Origin of the sequence: Psychrobacter sp. APC 3281 (genome assembly GCF_030407815.1) — a bacterium.
Taxonomy (GTDB): domain Bacteria; phylum Pseudomonadota; class Gammaproteobacteria; order Pseudomonadales; family Moraxellaceae; genus Psychrobacter.
The window spans coordinates 259646-276638 of the sequence record NZ_JASDCS010000003.1; the positions used below are offsets into that span (position 1 = coordinate 259646).

The window sequence follows — 16993 nt, forward strand, 5'->3', positions numbered from 1 at the left end:
TAAAATAAAAATGATACGTTATGTATTGAAATAAACGTAAAAATGCGTTACTAATAGAGCATGATAAATACGAACCTATGAAACGGTCTATAGGATGTGACCGTTTTTTCAATCATAAATGCCATTTTACCAGTTACCTGCTATTGCTAAAGGATTAGCTTATGAACACCGCCTCTCAAACTTTGACGAATATTGATACAGATACTATCGTCACACCAAAAAACTATACCGATTATTATAATAATTTTGATATAGATACACTGTTGTCAGAAATCTTTGGCAAGCAGGTGGACGATCGACTAAATGCTTATATGGCTTGCTGTGGTCGCCATGTACGCGATGGCCGCGCTGACAATACTGTGTTAGTACACGAAGACACTGTAGGCAATATAACGCGCATGACTTTTGGTGAGCTTGACAAAGCAAGTGCTCAAATTGCCAATTTGCTACAGTCGTATGGGGTAAAAGCGGGCGATAAGGTAGCGACCATGCTACCGCGCACGCCCGAGCTGCTAACCGTTGTATTGGCGACATGGCGTATCGGGGCGGTATATCAGCCGCTATTTACTGCGTTTGGTTATGACTCAATCAAGTATCGGATGGACAAAGCCGACACCAAAGTCGTTTTTACTAACCTAGAAAATCGCAGCAAGTTTGAAGACTTGGCCGAGCAAACAAAAATGGTATTGGTCGGCAGTACTGAGGATGCTGAGACATGGGGTGACGACCACTATAGTCAGTTTATGGCAGCACAGTCACAAACGTTTGAACCTATGATGCTTGATACGGACGCACCATTTTTGCAAATGTTTACCTCTGGTACGGTTGGTAAATCAAAAGGCGTCAGTGTTCCGTTAGCCGCGTTACCTGCTTTTTACCTATATATGCGTTATGCCATCGACCTACGCGAAGATGATCAGTATTGGAACATGGCCGATCCGGGCTGGGCGTATGGCTTGTACTATGCCATCACAGGGCCTTTGCTACTGGGCATCACCACTTATTTTAATGAAGCAGGATTTGACGCGACTAATACCCGTGAGTTTATGGTGCGTCATAAGATTACCAATTTGGCCTCTTCACCAACCGCATTTCGAATGATGAAATCTAGTGGTGTATTTGATAGTGTTAATGAAGAGACTCATGACGATGCTAAGCTGTCTTTACGCTGTGCCAACTCGGCAGGAGAGACGCTGAATACCGAAGTGGTCAATTGGGTCGAAACCTATCTGGCGTGCCAAGTCAAAGACCAATACGGGCAAACAGAGACTGGCATGACTTGCTGTGCACATCATGCACTGGCGCATGATTGTCCTGTTGGTTCGATGGGTATGGCGCTACCAGGTCATACGCTAGTCGTACTAGATGATGATATGAATGTGCTACCGGATGGCGAACAAGGGCAGCTAGCAGTCGTCGTCAGTCAATCACCTGCGTTTTATTTCCGTGGCTATAGCTGGAATGAAAAACAAGCCTTTGTAGATGATTACTATCTGACAGGCGACGTGGTCGAGCGTCATAGTGACGGCAGTTACTGGTTTTCAGGTCGTGACGATGACATCATTATTACTGCAGGTTACCGCGTAGGGCCTACTGATGTCGAAAACACCGTATTAGAACATGAAGCAGTGGCAGAGTCTGCGGCGGTAGGCGTGCCAGATGAGGTGCGCGGTCATACCATCAAGTCTTATGTGGTGCTAAAAGATGGCATCGAAGGCAGTGAGCAAATAGCCAAAGAAATCCAAGAGCTAGTACGCAAACGTCTATCCACTCATGCTTATCCGCGTGAGGTCGAGTTTGTGACCGAGTTACCAAAAACGCCAAGTGGTAAGATTCAACGCTTTTTGCTGCGTAGTCTGTCTGCTGCATAAATGAGTTGGTAAAGCGTCCATAAATTTAATAGAAAAATATCTAATAAGAAGCAAAAATTTAAAGGAATAATCATGCAAGTTAAAGAAAACAGCTTTTTGGTCACTGGCGGTGCATCAGGTTTGGGAGAGTCAGTGGCTCGGGCGATTGTAGGTCAAGGTGGCAACGTCGTTATCGCTGATTTAAATGAGTCAGCTGGACAAGCTCTGGTCGCTGAGTTAGGTGATAGTGCGCGCTTTGTACGCTGTGATATTACTAACGGTGATGAAGTACAATCAGCGGTCGAAATGGCAGAGTCAGCTTTCGGTGGTCTACAAGGTTCAATCAACTGTGCTGGTATTGTAGTGGTACAAAAACTGCTAGATCGCGATAACAATCCGGCAGACCTTGAGGCATTTAGCCGTGGGGTCAATATTAATCTGGTCGGATCGTTTAACGTGGCGCGATTGGTCGCTGCTAGTATCGCTAAGCGTATAGCTAATGATAGCAATGCAGGCGGCCATGTAGAAAAGAATGCAGATCAAGGTATTATTATTAATACAGCCTCTATCGCAGCCTTTGACGGTCAAGTAGGTCAAGCCAGCTATTCGTCGTCCAAGGCAGGCGTGGTTGGTCTGACCTTGCCACTTGCTCGCGAGCTGGCACGTCATGGTATTCGCGTGATGACCATCGCACCAGGTGTCTTTGCTACGCCGATGATGGACAGTATTCCTGAAAAGGCACGAGAGCAGCTAGAGGCAGGTGTGCCATATCCTAAACGTTTGGGCGCACCCAATGAGTTTGCCAAATTGGTGACTCATATCATCGATAATGCTTACCTAAATGGTGAAGTCATTCGCTTAGATGGTGCGATTCGCATGGTGTAACAGTCTAGCGAGTGATTCATCACTTTTGCACAAAACGTATCTACAGAATCTGGCATAGTGCTTTGATACATATGATTAATGACAAAATTAATTATGGGAATCAGAGTCTATGCCATTTTTTTATAAAAAATCTTATCCATCAAATGAGCAGCGTACGCCTTGGTTGCGCGTTATCATTGGTCTTAGTCTTACTGTTATTGTCAGCACCAGCGCTATTGCTTATGTTAAAAGCACCTCAAAACCCGAAAACCTCATTCCTGCGTCGTCAGTCATTGATAGAGTCTTCGTCGATAAATCAGATCGTGTCTTAAAGCTGATGAGCGATGGTAAAGTCATTAGGTCGTATCGTATTGCGCTAAGGAACAGTCCATCAGGTCACAAGCAACAAGAAGGCGACCAGCGTACGCCCGTTGGGGTTTATACATTAGATTATAAAAATGCGGACTCTATTGCGCATCGCTCGATTCATATTAGCTATCCCAATGATGAAGACAAGGCGCGAGCGCAGTCATTAGGGGTCAATCCGGGTGGCGATATCATGATTCATGGGCAAATGAATGGCTTTGGGTATTTGGCATTATTTAATCAACGACGCGATTGGACAGATGGTTGTATCGCTGTTGCCAATGATGAGATGGATGAAATTATGGATGCGGTGACACTTGGTATTCCTATTGAAATCGTGGAGTAGAATAGTCGGGTTATTATCTAATTTATACTAAGTAGATGCATTATTTATTGGCGTATTTAGTGGAGATTTATCTTTCATTTGCACTAATAAAATGGCGTAACTGATTACTAACTATCTTTAAATGATATTAATAGCTACTTTAAATATCATTAATAATAAATATCATTGCTTTAAGTAAGGTTTTATTTGGTAATCGTCTTGAAATAGGTGTGTATATACCTTATATAAGTGACAGATAACAGTGGGCACTGGAATAAGATAATCCTTAGAGGTGCTATTGAGAATACCAATTATAAAAGGATATAGACATGAGATTTGAGAAGTTTACTCAAAAACTGCAGTCCGCCATTCAAGAAGCACAGAGCTTAGCGTTAGGTCGCGATCATACAGGTATCGATCCTGTACATTTGCTTGCCGTGTTGCTACAAGATGAGTCTAATTTATCGATCTGCCAACAAGCAGGTGCTTCTATTCCAGCGCTAAAAAATGGCGTTGCCAAAGCATTGGACAATCAAGCGACCATTTCGGAGCCGACAGGCGACGTTAACCTAAACCCAAACTCGGTCAAAATATTGAACTTGGCCGATCGTCAGGCGCAAAAAGAAGGCGATGATTTTATCGCGACGGAATGGGTGATGTTGGCACTTGCTGAACAGGGCGAAACCAAAAAAATATTTGAAAGTGCTGGCGTGACGGCAGGCAAGTTAAAAGTGGTGATTGAGCAATTACGCGGCGATGATACGGTGAATAACCAAAACGCAGAAGATCAACGTGATGCACTCAATAAGTACACGATCAATCTGACTGAACAAGCAGAGCTTGGCAAGCTAGATCCAGTCATTGGTCGTGACGAAGAGATCCGCCGTACTATTCAGGTACTATCGCGCCGTACCAAAAACAACCCTGTGCTGATTGGTGAGCCGGGCGTTGGTAAGACAGCTATCGTAGAAGGCTTGGCGCAAAAAATCATCAATGGTGACGTGCCAGAAGGTCTGCGCCGCAAAGAAGTGCTGTCGTTAGACTTGGGCGCTTTGATTGCTGGGGCAAAATTTCGCGGTGAGTTTGAAGAGCGCCTCAAAAGCGTATTGAGCGACTTGGCCAAGCAAGAAGGCAATGTCATCCTATTCATTGATGAGCTGCATACGATGGTTGGTGCGGGTAAATCTGAAGGTGCAATGGATGCTGGTAATATGCTAAAACCTGCATTGGCACGCGGTGAACTGCATTGTGTCGGAGCGACGACGCTGGATGAGTACCGTAAGTACATTGAAAAAGATGCCGCACTTGAGCGTCGTTTCCAAAAAGTACTGGTCGATGAGCCAACGGTCGAAGACACCATCGCGATATTACGTGGCCTAAAAGAGCGTTACGAGTTGCATCATGGCGTCGATATTCAAGACAGTGCCATCATCGCTGCTGCGCGTATGAGTCATCGCTACATCACTGACCGTAAGCTACCAGATAAGGCGATTGATTTAATTGATGAGGCGGCCAGTCGTTTGCGAATGGAGATGGATAGCAAGCCTGAATCATTAGGTAAGCTCGATAGTCGCTTGATTCAGCTGAAAATGCAGCGTGAAGTGCTCAAAAATGAAGAGGATGCTGGCGCGCAAGCCGAGCGTAAAGTGCTCGATGCACAAATAGCTGAATTGGAAAAAGAGTATGCTGATCTTAACGAGGTTTGGCAGGCAGAGAAAGCACTGGTCAAAGGCAGTCAGCAGCTAAAAGACGAGCTAGATAAAGCCCGTATCGCCTATGACAAGGCTAGCCGCGAAGGCGACTACGAGACCATGAGTAAATTGCAATACGAAACCATTCCGCAGTTAGAACGTCGTATTCATGAGTCTGACTTGGCTGAGCAAAAAGAGCAGACAGGTGAAGGTAGCGGTGTGAAATTGCTGCGTAATAAGGTGACAGACAACGAAATCGCCGAAGTGGTGGCTGCTGCGACTGGTATTCCAGTCAGTAAAATGATGCAAGGCGAGCGTGATAAGATGATCGCAATGGAAGAAAAGCTCCATGAGCGTGTCATCGGTCAAAACGAAGCGGTCGAATCGGTGGCCAATGCGGTACGTCGTAGCCGTGCAGGCTTATCTGATCCCAACCGTCCTTCTGGTTCGTTCTTATTCTTAGGACCTACTGGTGTTGGTAAGACCGAGCTGACCAAATCACTAGCAAACTTCTTGTTTGACTCTGAAGATGCGATTATACGTATCGACATGAGTGAGTATATGGAAAAACACAGTGTCAGCCGTTTGGTAGGCGCACCTCCAGGTTATGTCGGTTACGAAGAAGGCGGTACGTTGACTGAAGCGGTACGCCGTAAGCCATATAGCGTCATATTGTTCGATGAAGTAGAGAAGGCGCATCCTGATGTGTTTAACATCTTGCTGCAAGTATTGGACGATGGTCGCTTAACCGATTCGCAAGGTCGTGTAGTAGATTTCAAGAACACTGTTATCATCATGACCAGTAACTTGGGTTCACATAAGATCCAAGAGATGGTTGGTGAAAGTTACGAGGATATCAAAGCAGAAGTAATGGATTCTGTTGGGCAGCATTTCCGTCCAGAGTTCGTCAACCGTATTGATGAAATCGTAGTCTTCCATCCGCTTGGTATGTCGCAGATGGCAGGTATTGCGGATATTCAACTGGATCGATTACGTCAGCGTATCCAAGAGCGTGAGATGGATATTGAACTGTCAGCAGATGCGATGAATAAATTGGTTGCCGTGGGTTATGACCCTGTTTATGGTGCTCGTCCTTTAAAGCGCGCCATTCAACAAGAGATCGAAAACCCATTGTCATTGAAACTATTAGCAGGTGATTTTGTCGCTGGTGATATTATCAAAGTCGATGTAGGTGCCGATGACAAGCTAACTTTTGATAAGCTTAGAATGAGCTAATCAATTTATCCTTGACGTCTTTATAACCCAACTGTACGCTTAAAACAAACCCCTTATCTACAATCGTAGGTAAGGGGTTTTTATTTATAAGACACGTTTTACGTTACTGTTTTTTTACCATTTCGATATCTCTTAAGTCTCAGGACTATGCTATAACTAAATCAAAGACTAATAGCATAAGTATCAACTGAATGGAGAAACAGAACGATGACAACCCATATTGAACGTATAAATATGCCTTTAACTTCGCCACTAATCATTGCAGCATTGCTGTTTAGCACTGCCGCGTGCTCCAATCCTTCTACAGTAAGTCCTAGCAATAACAAAAGCACTGCAACAGAGTCTAAAGAAGTTTCCACTTCAGATAGCGACACTCAAACCGCCACAAAAAGCACTACACAAACAAAGACTAGCAAGCCTGACTTTACCACCAAAACAATCGCTACCTTTGATGAGCCTTGGGCCATGACAGCGTTACCCATTGCAGATAGCAAAGCGCCAAAATTACTAGTAACACAAAAAACAGGTGAGCTATTTATCGTAGATACCGCGACGGGTAATAAGACCAAAATCGAAGGCGTTCCTACAGTCGCTTACGGTGGTCAAGGCGGCTTAGGAGACATTATCGTGGCTCCGGATTTTGCTACGTCTAATACCGTCTATCTTAGCTACGCGGAAGCAGGAACAGGAAGTGATAGCAATAAATTTGGTGCCAAAGTGATCAAGGCGACACTCTCAGGATTAGAGACAGCCACACCTACGTTGCAAGATATCATGCCTATCTGGCAACAGTCTCCGAAAGTTACAGGGCAAGGACATTATAGTCATCGCCTGCTGTTTTCTCCCGATAGCCGCTATCTATATATCAGCTCAGGCGAGCGTCAAGACAAAGACCCAGCACAAGACATGAATGGCAATTTGGGTAAGATAATACGATTGAGTCCTGATGGTAACACCCCGCCAGACAATCCGTTTATTGATAATGAGTTGGCCAAACAGTTTTGGACCATCGGACATCGCAATGTGCTTGGTATGGCATTTGACGATAGTGGACAGCTTTGGGCGCACGAGATGGGACCAAAAGGCGGCGATGAATTTAATATTATTGAGAAGGGTAACAACTATGGCTGGCCAGTGGTATCCAATGGACGAAACTATTCAGGTTTAGACATTCCTGACCATGAAACAAAGCCAGAGTTTGCGGCACCCAAAATTACTTGGACACCTGTCATATCACCATCTGCTATGAGCATTTATGCGACTGGTACTCATAATGACTTTCCTAGCTGGCAGGGCAATGCGCTTATCAGTGGCTTATCGTCTAAAGCGCTTATCGTAGTAGGGATAAACGACGACAATACCGCTGCTGAGCGTTATCGTTATGACATGGGTGAGCGTGTACGCAGTGTGCTAGCAGTAGACGGGCAAGTGTTGACACTTGAAGATGGTGATGATGCACAATTACTTAGATTATTGCCCAAATAACATCGAAACAATATTGAAAAAACATCGAATTAAGGACGTATTTACCTGTCTGTATATTTAATTATTTTAATAAAACTATTCAATTCTTTTAGAGTGGATTAATAGTTTTATCAAGTTTTATTTTGTAATAGATTGATAGTTAAGACCTATTTTGTTAAGGTAACGTTCCTTGAAATTTGAGACTTGCACATGGAAGAAGTAAAAGTAGGCAGATTAGGACCTTTTCCGCGGGTAAGTAAACCTGTGTTTATTACATCATCACTGCTGATTGTTGGCTTTATTATTTTCGGTGCGTTTTTCACCGAAACAGCAGGGGCTGTTTTTAGTTTTTTACAAAATTTTATTACCGATAAGTTTGGTTGGCTATTCATTATTCTGGTCAATACCGCGCTTGCGCTTTGTATATACTTGGCAATGAGTCGCTATGGTGACATTCGACTAGGTAACCAAACAGAACGACCGCAGTACAATCTGTTCTCTTGGATTGGTATGCTATTTTCTGCAGGTATTGGTATTGGTTTGGTTTATTGGGGTACAGCAGAGCCGTTGTATCACTTTATGGCACCACCAATGGGCGATGCAGAGACAGTAGAAGCCGCTAAGCAAGCAATGAATATCTCATTTATGCATTGGGGTCTACACGCTTGGGCGATTTATACGATTGTAGCGCTATCCTTAGCGTACTTCCATTTCCGTCGCGGCCTGCCATTATCGATTCGATCTACTTTGTATCCTTTACTTGGTAAAAAGATCTATGGTCGTTGGGGACACACGGTCGATATCTTAGCTGTGTTTGGTACGATGTTTGGTGTGGTTACCTCGCTCGGACTTGGGGTTATGCAGATCAACTCTGGACTCGAAAAGCTGTTTGGTACGCCTAACAGTCTTACCGTACAGTTTGGTTTGATCGCTTTCATCACAGCGCTAGCGGCAGCTTCAGTCTTGATGGGTTTGGATAAAGGTATTAAGCGTTTAAGTGATATCAATATTGGTTTCACTATCGTCTTATTAGCGTTTATGGTCATCCTAGGACCAACGCTATTTATCTTTGATAGCTTTATCGAAAACATCGGCAACTATCTGACTGTGATTGTACCTCTAGGTACATGGGGTGAGTCTTATAGCGGTACAGATTGGCAAAGTAGTTGGACGATATTTTATTGGGCATGGTGGGTAAGCTGGGCACCATTCGTTGGTATCTTTATTGCTCGTATCTCTCGTGGCCGTACTATCCGTGAATTTACGCTTGGTGTACTACTGATTCCAATGCTGATTTTGTTCTTCTGGTTTACCACCTTTGGCGGCGTTGCTGTTCATATGGAGCTTGCTTCTGCTCTGTCAGGTGTTAGCCCAGGATTGGTTGAAGCAGTACAAGCGGATTCTGGTAGTGCCATCTTTAAGTTGGTCGAGTACTATCCATTGGCAAAACCGATTACGCTACTGATTGTCGTCATGATTATGCTATGGTTTGTGACCTCGTCAGATTCTGCTAGCTTTGTCATCGATATGTTGACTGCTGGTGGCGATACCAACCCACCTAAAATCCAGCGCTTATTTTGGGCGACGACAGAAGGCGTTATCGCCGCTATCTTGCTAGCGGCTGGTGGATTGTCTGCGCTACAGGCGGCGGCTATCGTAGCGGGACTACCGTTTGCCTTAGTGGTCTTTGTCATGATGTATGCGCTACTGCGTGGTTTGAGTCGCGATCGTCTGATTCTATACAGAGCGCAACAAGGCTTTATTACGGATGAATCAGCAGACCATAACTCAGCGAATGAATTCGTTGATGAGCATCTGCTAAAAGGGCCACCTAAGATTGTTAAAGGTGACTAAGAAGTAGATAGGATTAAGACAGCTACTTAAGCTTTTAATAGAAGAAGCCCCAATTTAAAAGTAAATTGGGGCTTCTTTATTGGGTAAAGGTATTTAAATTTGTTCAGAACAAATTCAGTTTGTCGAAATATTATTGCTGCAATGTTACTACGATTTCTATACATTCGGCAGTATTTACATGGTGTTATATTTAGTGATTCGTTCATACCTTGCTATGGTTACGCTCTTTTTTGGGGATATACCTATGGATCATGTAAAAGTTGGCAGGTTAGGCCCTTTCCCGCGGGTAAGTAAACCTGTTTTTTTAACTTCAGCATTACTTATTATTATATTTATTGTTCTTGGCGTTTTTTTTACTGAATCTGCCGGTACGTTGTTCAGTTTTTTACAAGGCTTTATTACCGATAAATTTGGTTGGTTTTTCATTATTCTCGTTAATGTGGCCTTAGGACTTTGTGTTTATTTGTCTATGAGCCGTTATGGCGATATTCGTCTTGGTGCTCAAACTGAGACACCACAGTACAGTCTATTTTCGTGGATCGGTATGCTGTTCTCTGCTGGCATCGGTATTGGACTTGTCTACTGGGGTACAGCAGAGCCCTTATATCACTTTATGGCACCGCCACTCGGTGAAAAGGAAACGATAGAAGCCGCCAAACAGGCGATGAATATTACCTTTTTACATTGGGGCTTACATGCTTGGGCATTGTACGCGATTGTAGCGCTATCTTTAGCCTATTTCCATTTTCGCCGTGGCTTACCACTATCGATTCGCTCAACCCTTTATCCTATATTGGGTAAAAAGATATATGGCTCGTGGGGTCATGCCGTTGATATCTTAGCCGTATTCGGTACGATGTTTGGTGTGGTGACGTCACTCGGTCTTGGCGTTATGCAAATTAACTCAGGGCTTGAGAAGTTATTTGGTATTCCTAATACTCTCATAATACAAATCGCTCTGATTGCTTTTATTACTGCTTTAGCCGCCTGTTCTGTCATGATGGGCTTGGATAAGGGTATCAAGCGTCTAAGTGATGTGAACATCGGTTTAACGGCTATTCTACTTGGTTTTATGGTCGTCTTAGGACCGACGCTTTTCATTTTTGATAGCTTCCTAGAAAATATCGGCAACTATCTTTCAGTGGTTGTGCCATTAGGTCTGTGGGGTGAGTCCTATGAAGGTGAGGCAAACTGGCAGTCAGCATGGACGATATTTTATTGGGCATGGTGGGTGAGTTGGGCACCGTTTGTCGGCGTGTTTATTGCTCGTATCAGCCGTGGTCGTACGATTAGAGAGTTTGTACTTGGGGTATTACTTATCCCTATGACCATATTGTTCTTTTGGTTTTCAACTTTCGGCGGCGTTGCTATTCATATGGAGCTGCTCGCTGCTATTGATCCGGCGTTGGTTAGTCCTGGACTGGTCGAGGCAGTACAAACAGATTTTGGTAGTGCCATTTTTAAATTGGTTGAGTACTATCCATTGGCGCAACCCATCACATTTATGATTGTGATTATGATTGTATTGTGGTTCGTGACCTCATCAGATTCAGCAAGTTTTGTCATCGATATGCTGACGGCTGGTGGTGATACCAATCCGCCAAAGATTCAACGTTTATTTTGGGCAAGCACTGAAGGCGTCATTGCTGCTGTTTTGTTGGCTGCTGGTGGATTGAGCGCGTTACAAGCAGCCGCTATCGTAGCAGGATTGCCATTTGCTTTGGTTATATTTGCCATGATGTATGCGCTACTGCGTGGTTTGAGTCGCGATCGATTGATATTATATAGAGCGCAGCAGCATTATATTACTGAAGAATCAGCAGATCACAACTCGGCAGATGAATTTGCTGATGAGCACCTACTAAAAGGGCCACCTAAGATTGTTAAAGGTGACTAAAAGTAGGTAAAAGTAAGACAGCTACTCAAGCTTTTAACAGAAGAAGCCCCAATTTATTTTTAAATTGGGGCTTCTTTATTGGGTAAAGATACTTAAATTTATTCAGGACAAATTCGGATTGTTGAAAATTATTACCGAAATGTTACTACCATTTCTATACATTCGGCAGTATTTACAAGGTGTTATATTTGATAATTCGTTCATACCTTGGTATGGTTACGCACTTTTTTGGGGATATACCTATGGATCATGTAAAAGTTGGCCGATTAGGCCCTTTTCCGCGGGTAAGTAAACCTGTATTTTTGACTTCAGCAATCTTGATACTGGCGTTCATTATTTTTGGCGCTTTATTCAATGAACAAGCAGAAGTAGTATTTAACCAAGCAAAAGCATTTGTCTCTTTACGCTTCGGTTGGTTCTTTATTGTCGTGGTCAATTTAACATTGGTCATGAGTATTTATATGATATTTAGCCGCTACGGCGATATCAGACTCGGTCATCAGAATGAAAGACCAGAGTACAATATGGTTTCTTGGATTGGCATGTTGTTTTCAGCAGGTATTGGTATCGGGCTGCTCTATTGGGGCACCGCTGAGCCGTTGTATCACTTCATGGCACCACCATTAGGCGAGGCAGAGACAGTTGCCGCTGCCAAGCAAGCGATGAATATCTCGTTCCTACATTATGGTCTACATGTATGGGCGCTATATGGCATGGTCGCGCTATCGCTCGCATATTTTCATTATAGAGTAGGTTTACCACTGGCTATCCGTTCAACACTTTATCCAATATTGGGTAAAAAGATCTACGGCGGTTGGGGACATACGGTAGATACGCTTGCCGTATTTGGTACGATGTTTGGGGTAGTGACCACGTTAGGTCTTGGCGTCTTGCAGATTAACTCAGGCCTTGAGACGTTATTTGGTATACCCAATAATATTACGGTGCAGATTATTTTGATTGGCCTTATCACCATGCTAGCAGGGTTATCTCTGTTTATGGGATTGGATAAAGGCATCAAGCGTCTAAGTGATACCAATATATTGTTCACTGTGATATTGCTAAGTTTTGTGATTATCTTTGGGCCTACGCAGTTTATTTTTAATAGCTTTGTAGAAAACATCGGCAACTATTTGCATCAAATCGTGCCGTTAGGTTTGTGGACAGAGTCTTATAGAGGCGAAGAAAATTGGCAAGCTTCTTGGACGATTTTCTATTGGGCATGGTGGATTAGCTGGTCACCATTCGTTGGGGTATTCGTTGCACGTATCTCTCGTGGCCGTACCATCCGTGAGTTTATATTAGGCGTACTGTTAATTCCTATCACGATATTGTTCCTGTGGTTTACTGCTTTTGGTGGTTCTGCAGTAAATATGGAGTTGGTAGCAGCAGCAGACCCTAACATAGTTAGTCCAGGTCTGATCGAAGCGGTCAAAGCCGATACAGGTAGCGCTATCTTTAAATTGATGGAATCTTATCCATTAACAGGTGCGGTCAACTTGCTCATCGTGGTGATGATTGTATTATGGTTTGTTACCTCGTCAGATTCAGCCAGTTTTGTCATTGATATGCTGACATCAGGTGGTGATACCAATCCGCCAAAGATCCAGCGCTTATTTTGGGCAGGTTCTGAAGGCGTTATCGCCGCTGTATTATTGGCAGCAGGCGGCTTGAGTGCATTACAAGCGGCATCGATTGTCTCAGGCTTTCCTTTTGCTATTGTGATCGTCGTGATGATGTACTCTCTATTGCGTGGTCTCAGTCGAGATCGTTTGATACTCTATCGTAATCAGCAATGGTTCACCACAGAAGAGTCAGCAGAGCACAACTCGGCTAATGAGTTCCGTGATGAAGAGTTGCTAAAAGGCCCACCAGCACTTGAGAAAGATGCTTAAGCTTTAGAGTTTATTTCTTAGCTACAAAAATACCCAGCTTGTCATAGGCTGGGTATTTTTATAAATTTTCAATATTTTTAATAAAAAACCTTTCAATACAGCAGCTTTCAGTACAGCAGATCTCGATACAACCACTTTATAGATTAGCTACATTCGCCTTTTGTATAACCGATAGCTTCAGGAATATTACAGGCTGAGCAGGCATTACTAGCCGTTCGGTAGCTGATCACTGATCCAACTTTCGTCTTTACACAGACTGGTTCATATTGTGCCGTACAGATATTGTTGGCAGGGTTAGCAGGCGGGCATTGAGTAAGAGCACCTTCAAATTGCTGACTGATATCAGGACTGGATGGGGTAGGCGTTTGACCAGACGTGCCTACATCAGACATAGAGCTACAGCCAGTTAAGGCTAGAACTAATATCAATATAAGTGATGATGATTTGAACGAAGCTTGATTAATTGTGGAAAATCGACGATTGGATAGAGCTTGTTTCATAAGAAATGTCCTTATTAATAATATTCGATAGCATCCTGTTATCGCTGATTGATTTACCTACTGATTATAAATACTTATTCATTTATGGTAGCTCATTTGTCGGTAGCTATCTACTTAAACATCATACAAAAACCCCCAAGCTCAAGTAAGCTTGGGGGTTTATTTTCTGCCATCAAATACTGATTTTATGACAGCATGTCTAAATCAAAGACATCTAGACTGACGAGATTCGCTTATTCAGCTGGTTTGTCATCTTGATTTAGCTGAACGTACTTGTCAAAGTTTTGAGCATAATCAGTTAAATTGTCGCTCAGCATTTGACGATACTGTTTGACATAAAACTCGACGATATCATCTTTTTCTTTGGCGAAATCATCGCCTTTGACGAATCCGATAGAGGCAACTGACGCGCTATAGCGTGCTGCAGCATACAATAAAGAAGCACCTACTTGACCTGAATGTGCTTCAGGACCTAGCTGGCTGTTGGCGATACCGATGATAGCGTCAGCACGTTGATAGAATGCCTGCATTTCAGGGGTGATTTCGATGTTAGCATCAGCGTTTTGGTCTTGAATATTGTCTTGAGACATAAGCAACTCCTAATAATAAGTGTCAGTAGTTTTTAGTATAAAAATGGTTGGTAAACGTTTTAAAATAGTGACTCTTATAAACCAGCGTCTGCTTTTAAGATATCAGCTTTGTCTGTTTTTTCCCACGTAAAGGCAGTCTCTGAACCTGGACGACCAAAGTGTCCAAAGGTAGCAGTCTGCTGATACATTGGCTGTAGTAAGTTCAACATACGGGTAATGCCGTAAGGACGTAGGTCAAAGTGAGTACGAATCAAGCGAATAATCTCATCGTTACTGATTTTGCTAGTACCAAAAGTATTAACAGAGATAGAAGTAGGCTCAGCGACACCAATTGCATAGCTGACCTGTACTTCACAGCGCTCAGCAAGACCTGCTGCTACGATGTTTTTGGCAACATAACGTACCGCGTAAGCAGCACTGCGATCCACTTTTGAAGGATCTTTACCACTGAACGCACCGCCACCATGACGTGCCATGCCGCCGTAAGTATCAACAATAATTTTACGACCAGTCAGACCAGCGTCACCGACAGGACCACCAATCACAAACTTACCAGTTGGGTTGATATGATAGCGTGTGCCAGCGTGCAATAAGTCAGCTGGTAGCACTTGCTTGATGATAGATTCCATCACCGCTTCTTGTAGATCTGACTGCGAGATGCTTGGATCATGCTGTGTTGATAATACAACAGCATCGATGGCGACAGGACGATTGCCGTCATACTTCAAAGTCACCTGCGCTTTGGCATCTGGACGCAACCATGGCAACTCACCTGCGCGGCGCAGCTCCGACTGACGCTCCATCAAACGATGAGCATACTCGATAGGCGCTGGCATCAGTACTTCGGTTTCATTACTTGCATAACCAAACATCAAACCTTGGTCGCCTGCACCTTGCTCTTCAGGGTCGCTACGATCGACGCCTTGCGCGATTTCAGGAGATTGCTTGCCTAGCATGTTGATGACTGCACAAGTTTCGCCATCAAAGCCTAGGTCTGAATGGTGATAGCCAATGCCATTTACGGTGTCACGAACCAGACGCTCTAAATCAATATTTGCCGTTGTAGTGATTTCACCTGCAAGTATGACTGCGCCTGTTTTTACTAAGGTTTCGCATGCCACACGTGCGTGCAGATCTTCACGTAAGATAGCGTCAAGGATAGCGTCTGATATTTGGTCAGCCATTTTGTCAGGATGGCCTTCGCTCACAGATTCTGAGGTAAATAAGTTGTATTCACGCATAATGGGATCGCTTAATTGAATCAATAAGGGTAGGAAAAGCAGCACATCTGGGTGCTGCTCTAATTAATTTTGACCACGCATTCACGCGGCAGATAATTGGTATTTCTTAATTTAAAATCGGTTTTGACTAAAATCTTTGCTAATAAATATGACCAAAGGGTGAGCGGACTATCATTCAATCAATATATAAAATGATACTGCCTCGCTCTAATATGGTCTTGGCGGTAACGAGTTGGGTCAGTACTTGCCCTAATAGACAACGCTAATGTGCAGATTGCCTTATCAGAAGCAGGGTAATGGCCAAAATCTCTTAACGCAAAATAGGGTTATTCTACCTTGAAACGTTATAAAACTCTAGTGAGCAACACTTGCTCTACTATAAGAAATGCTCAACAAGCAGTTCATTGCAATCAAAGCTGGTTACTGGATAGCGGTTTATTTAGCTGAGTGATTAGCTAGCAGTAGCGTCTGCTTGGAATGAACAATACGTTACAACTCTAAAAATGCAGCTTTATCTTTAAACATACATTCTTCATAGACAGGGCAAGCGCCGCATTTGGGTGTACGAGCCTGGCAAGTATAGCGGCCGTGTAAGATAAGATAATGATGGGCGTCTACGATGAAGTCTTCTGGAATGCGCTCGACCAGCTTTTTTTCGACGATGAGTACGGTTTTGCCAGTAGCAAGCCCAGTACGATTACCCACACGAAAGATATGCGTGTCAACGGCCATGGTCGGCTGGCCAAAGGCCGTATTTAGCACGACATTGGCAGTTTTACGGCCGACACCTGCCAGTGACTCTAAGTCTTTGCGGTTATCAGGAACGGTGCTATCAAATTTCTCAATCAAATCACGGCAGGTTTTGATGACGTTTTTTGCTTTGGCATTATATAAACCAATGTTTTTGATATAGGATTTTAGACCGTCTTCGCCTAGTGCCAGTATGGCTTCAGGTGTATTGGCCACAGGGTACAATTGCTTGGTAGCAATATTGACACTGACATCAGTCGCTTGTGCGGACAAAATTACCGCGATAAGTAATTCAAAATTACTGTCATAATTGAGTTCGGTGACAGGCTCATCAATAGTCGCTGCCAGCTTTTCAAAGAATGGACGCACGTCACGATTGGGCATTCGTCTAGAGGGCGGCGTGTCAGCTGTTTTATGTTTGACCGTTTTACTCATGGCATTTTGGCTATTATTTTGATGAATGGTGGTGC

12 protein-coding genes are annotated in these 16993 nt (G+C 43.6%); 8 read left to right on the top strand and 4 right to left on the bottom strand.

From position 1 onward, the window contains the following. Positions 1-161: 161 nt before the first annotated feature. The 8 genes from QL886_RS03590 to QL886_RS03625 all read left to right on the top strand — a co-directional run bounded on the left by QL886_RS03590 (position 162) and on the right by QL886_RS03625 (position 13442). The gene (locus QL886_RS03590; protein WP_290177665.1) at positions 162-1871 is read left to right on the top strand and encodes an AMP-binding protein; all 1710 of its coding nucleotides are present in this window, start codon (positions 162-164) and stop codon (positions 1869-1871) included. Between the two features lie 72 nt (positions 1872-1943). Next, positions 1944-2735 carry an SDR family NAD(P)-dependent oxidoreductase gene (locus tag QL886_RS03595; RefSeq protein WP_290177666.1) on the top strand — a complete coding sequence of 264 codons (792 nt, stop codon included), beginning with the start codon at positions 1944-1946 and terminating at the stop codon, positions 2733-2735. A 109-nt stretch (positions 2736-2844) separates the two neighbouring features. Beyond that, on the top strand, positions 2845-3426 hold the full coding sequence (locus QL886_RS03600; RefSeq protein ID WP_290177667.1) for a L,D-transpeptidase family protein: 582 nt from the start codon (positions 2845-2847) through the stop codon (positions 3424-3426). A 308-nt stretch (positions 3427-3734) separates the two neighbouring features. Beyond that, on the top strand, positions 3735-6332 hold the full coding sequence (gene clpB, locus QL886_RS03605; protein WP_290177668.1) for an ATP-dependent chaperone ClpB: 2598 nt from the start codon (positions 3735-3737) through the stop codon (positions 6330-6332). A 207-nt stretch (positions 6333-6539) separates the two neighbouring features. Continuing rightward, a complete protein-coding gene (locus QL886_RS03610) occupies positions 6540-7817 on the top strand; it encodes a PQQ-dependent sugar dehydrogenase (protein WP_290177669.1) in 1278 nt (425 codons plus the stop codon). A gap of 189 nt (positions 7818-8006) precedes the next feature. Further along, positions 8007-9650: a BCCT family transporter gene (locus QL886_RS03615; RefSeq protein ID WP_102078353.1), complete on the top strand. Its 1644-nt coding sequence runs from the start codon at positions 8007-8009 to the stop codon at positions 9648-9650. A gap of 244 nt (positions 9651-9894) precedes the next feature. After that, a complete protein-coding gene (locus QL886_RS03620) occupies positions 9895-11547 on the top strand; it encodes a BCCT family transporter (RefSeq protein ID WP_290177670.1) in 1653 nt (550 codons plus the stop codon). 242 nt (positions 11548-11789) lie between these two features. Further along, positions 11790-13442: a BCCT family transporter gene (locus QL886_RS03625; protein WP_057760694.1), complete on the top strand. Its 1653-nt coding sequence runs from the start codon at positions 11790-11792 to the stop codon at positions 13440-13442. A 143-nt stretch (positions 13443-13585) separates the two neighbouring features. On the opposite strand, the gene QL886_RS03630 is transcribed toward QL886_RS03625, so the two are convergent. The 4 genes from QL886_RS03630 to nth all read right to left on the bottom strand — a co-directional run bounded on the left by QL886_RS03630 (position 13586) and on the right by nth (position 16958). Beyond that, positions 13586-13834, bottom strand: a complete 249-nt coding sequence (locus tag QL886_RS03630; RefSeq protein WP_290177671.1) for a hypothetical protein — start codon at positions 13832-13834, stop codon at positions 13586-13588. A 341-nt stretch (positions 13835-14175) separates the two neighbouring features. After that, entirely contained in the window at positions 14176-14532 is a 357-nt protein-coding gene (locus tag QL886_RS03635) for a DUF3144 domain-containing protein (RefSeq protein ID WP_102078350.1), read from the bottom strand. A 74-nt stretch (positions 14533-14606) separates the two neighbouring features. Further along, a complete protein-coding gene (metK, locus tag QL886_RS03640) occupies positions 14607-15773 on the bottom strand; it encodes a methionine adenosyltransferase (RefSeq protein ID WP_057760687.1) in 1167 nt (388 codons plus the stop codon). A 489-nt stretch (positions 15774-16262) separates the two neighbouring features. Continuing rightward, entirely contained in the window at positions 16263-16958 is a 696-nt protein-coding gene (gene nth, locus QL886_RS03645; RefSeq protein ID WP_057760685.1) for an endonuclease III, read from the bottom strand. Positions 16959-16993 lie beyond the last annotated feature (35 nt).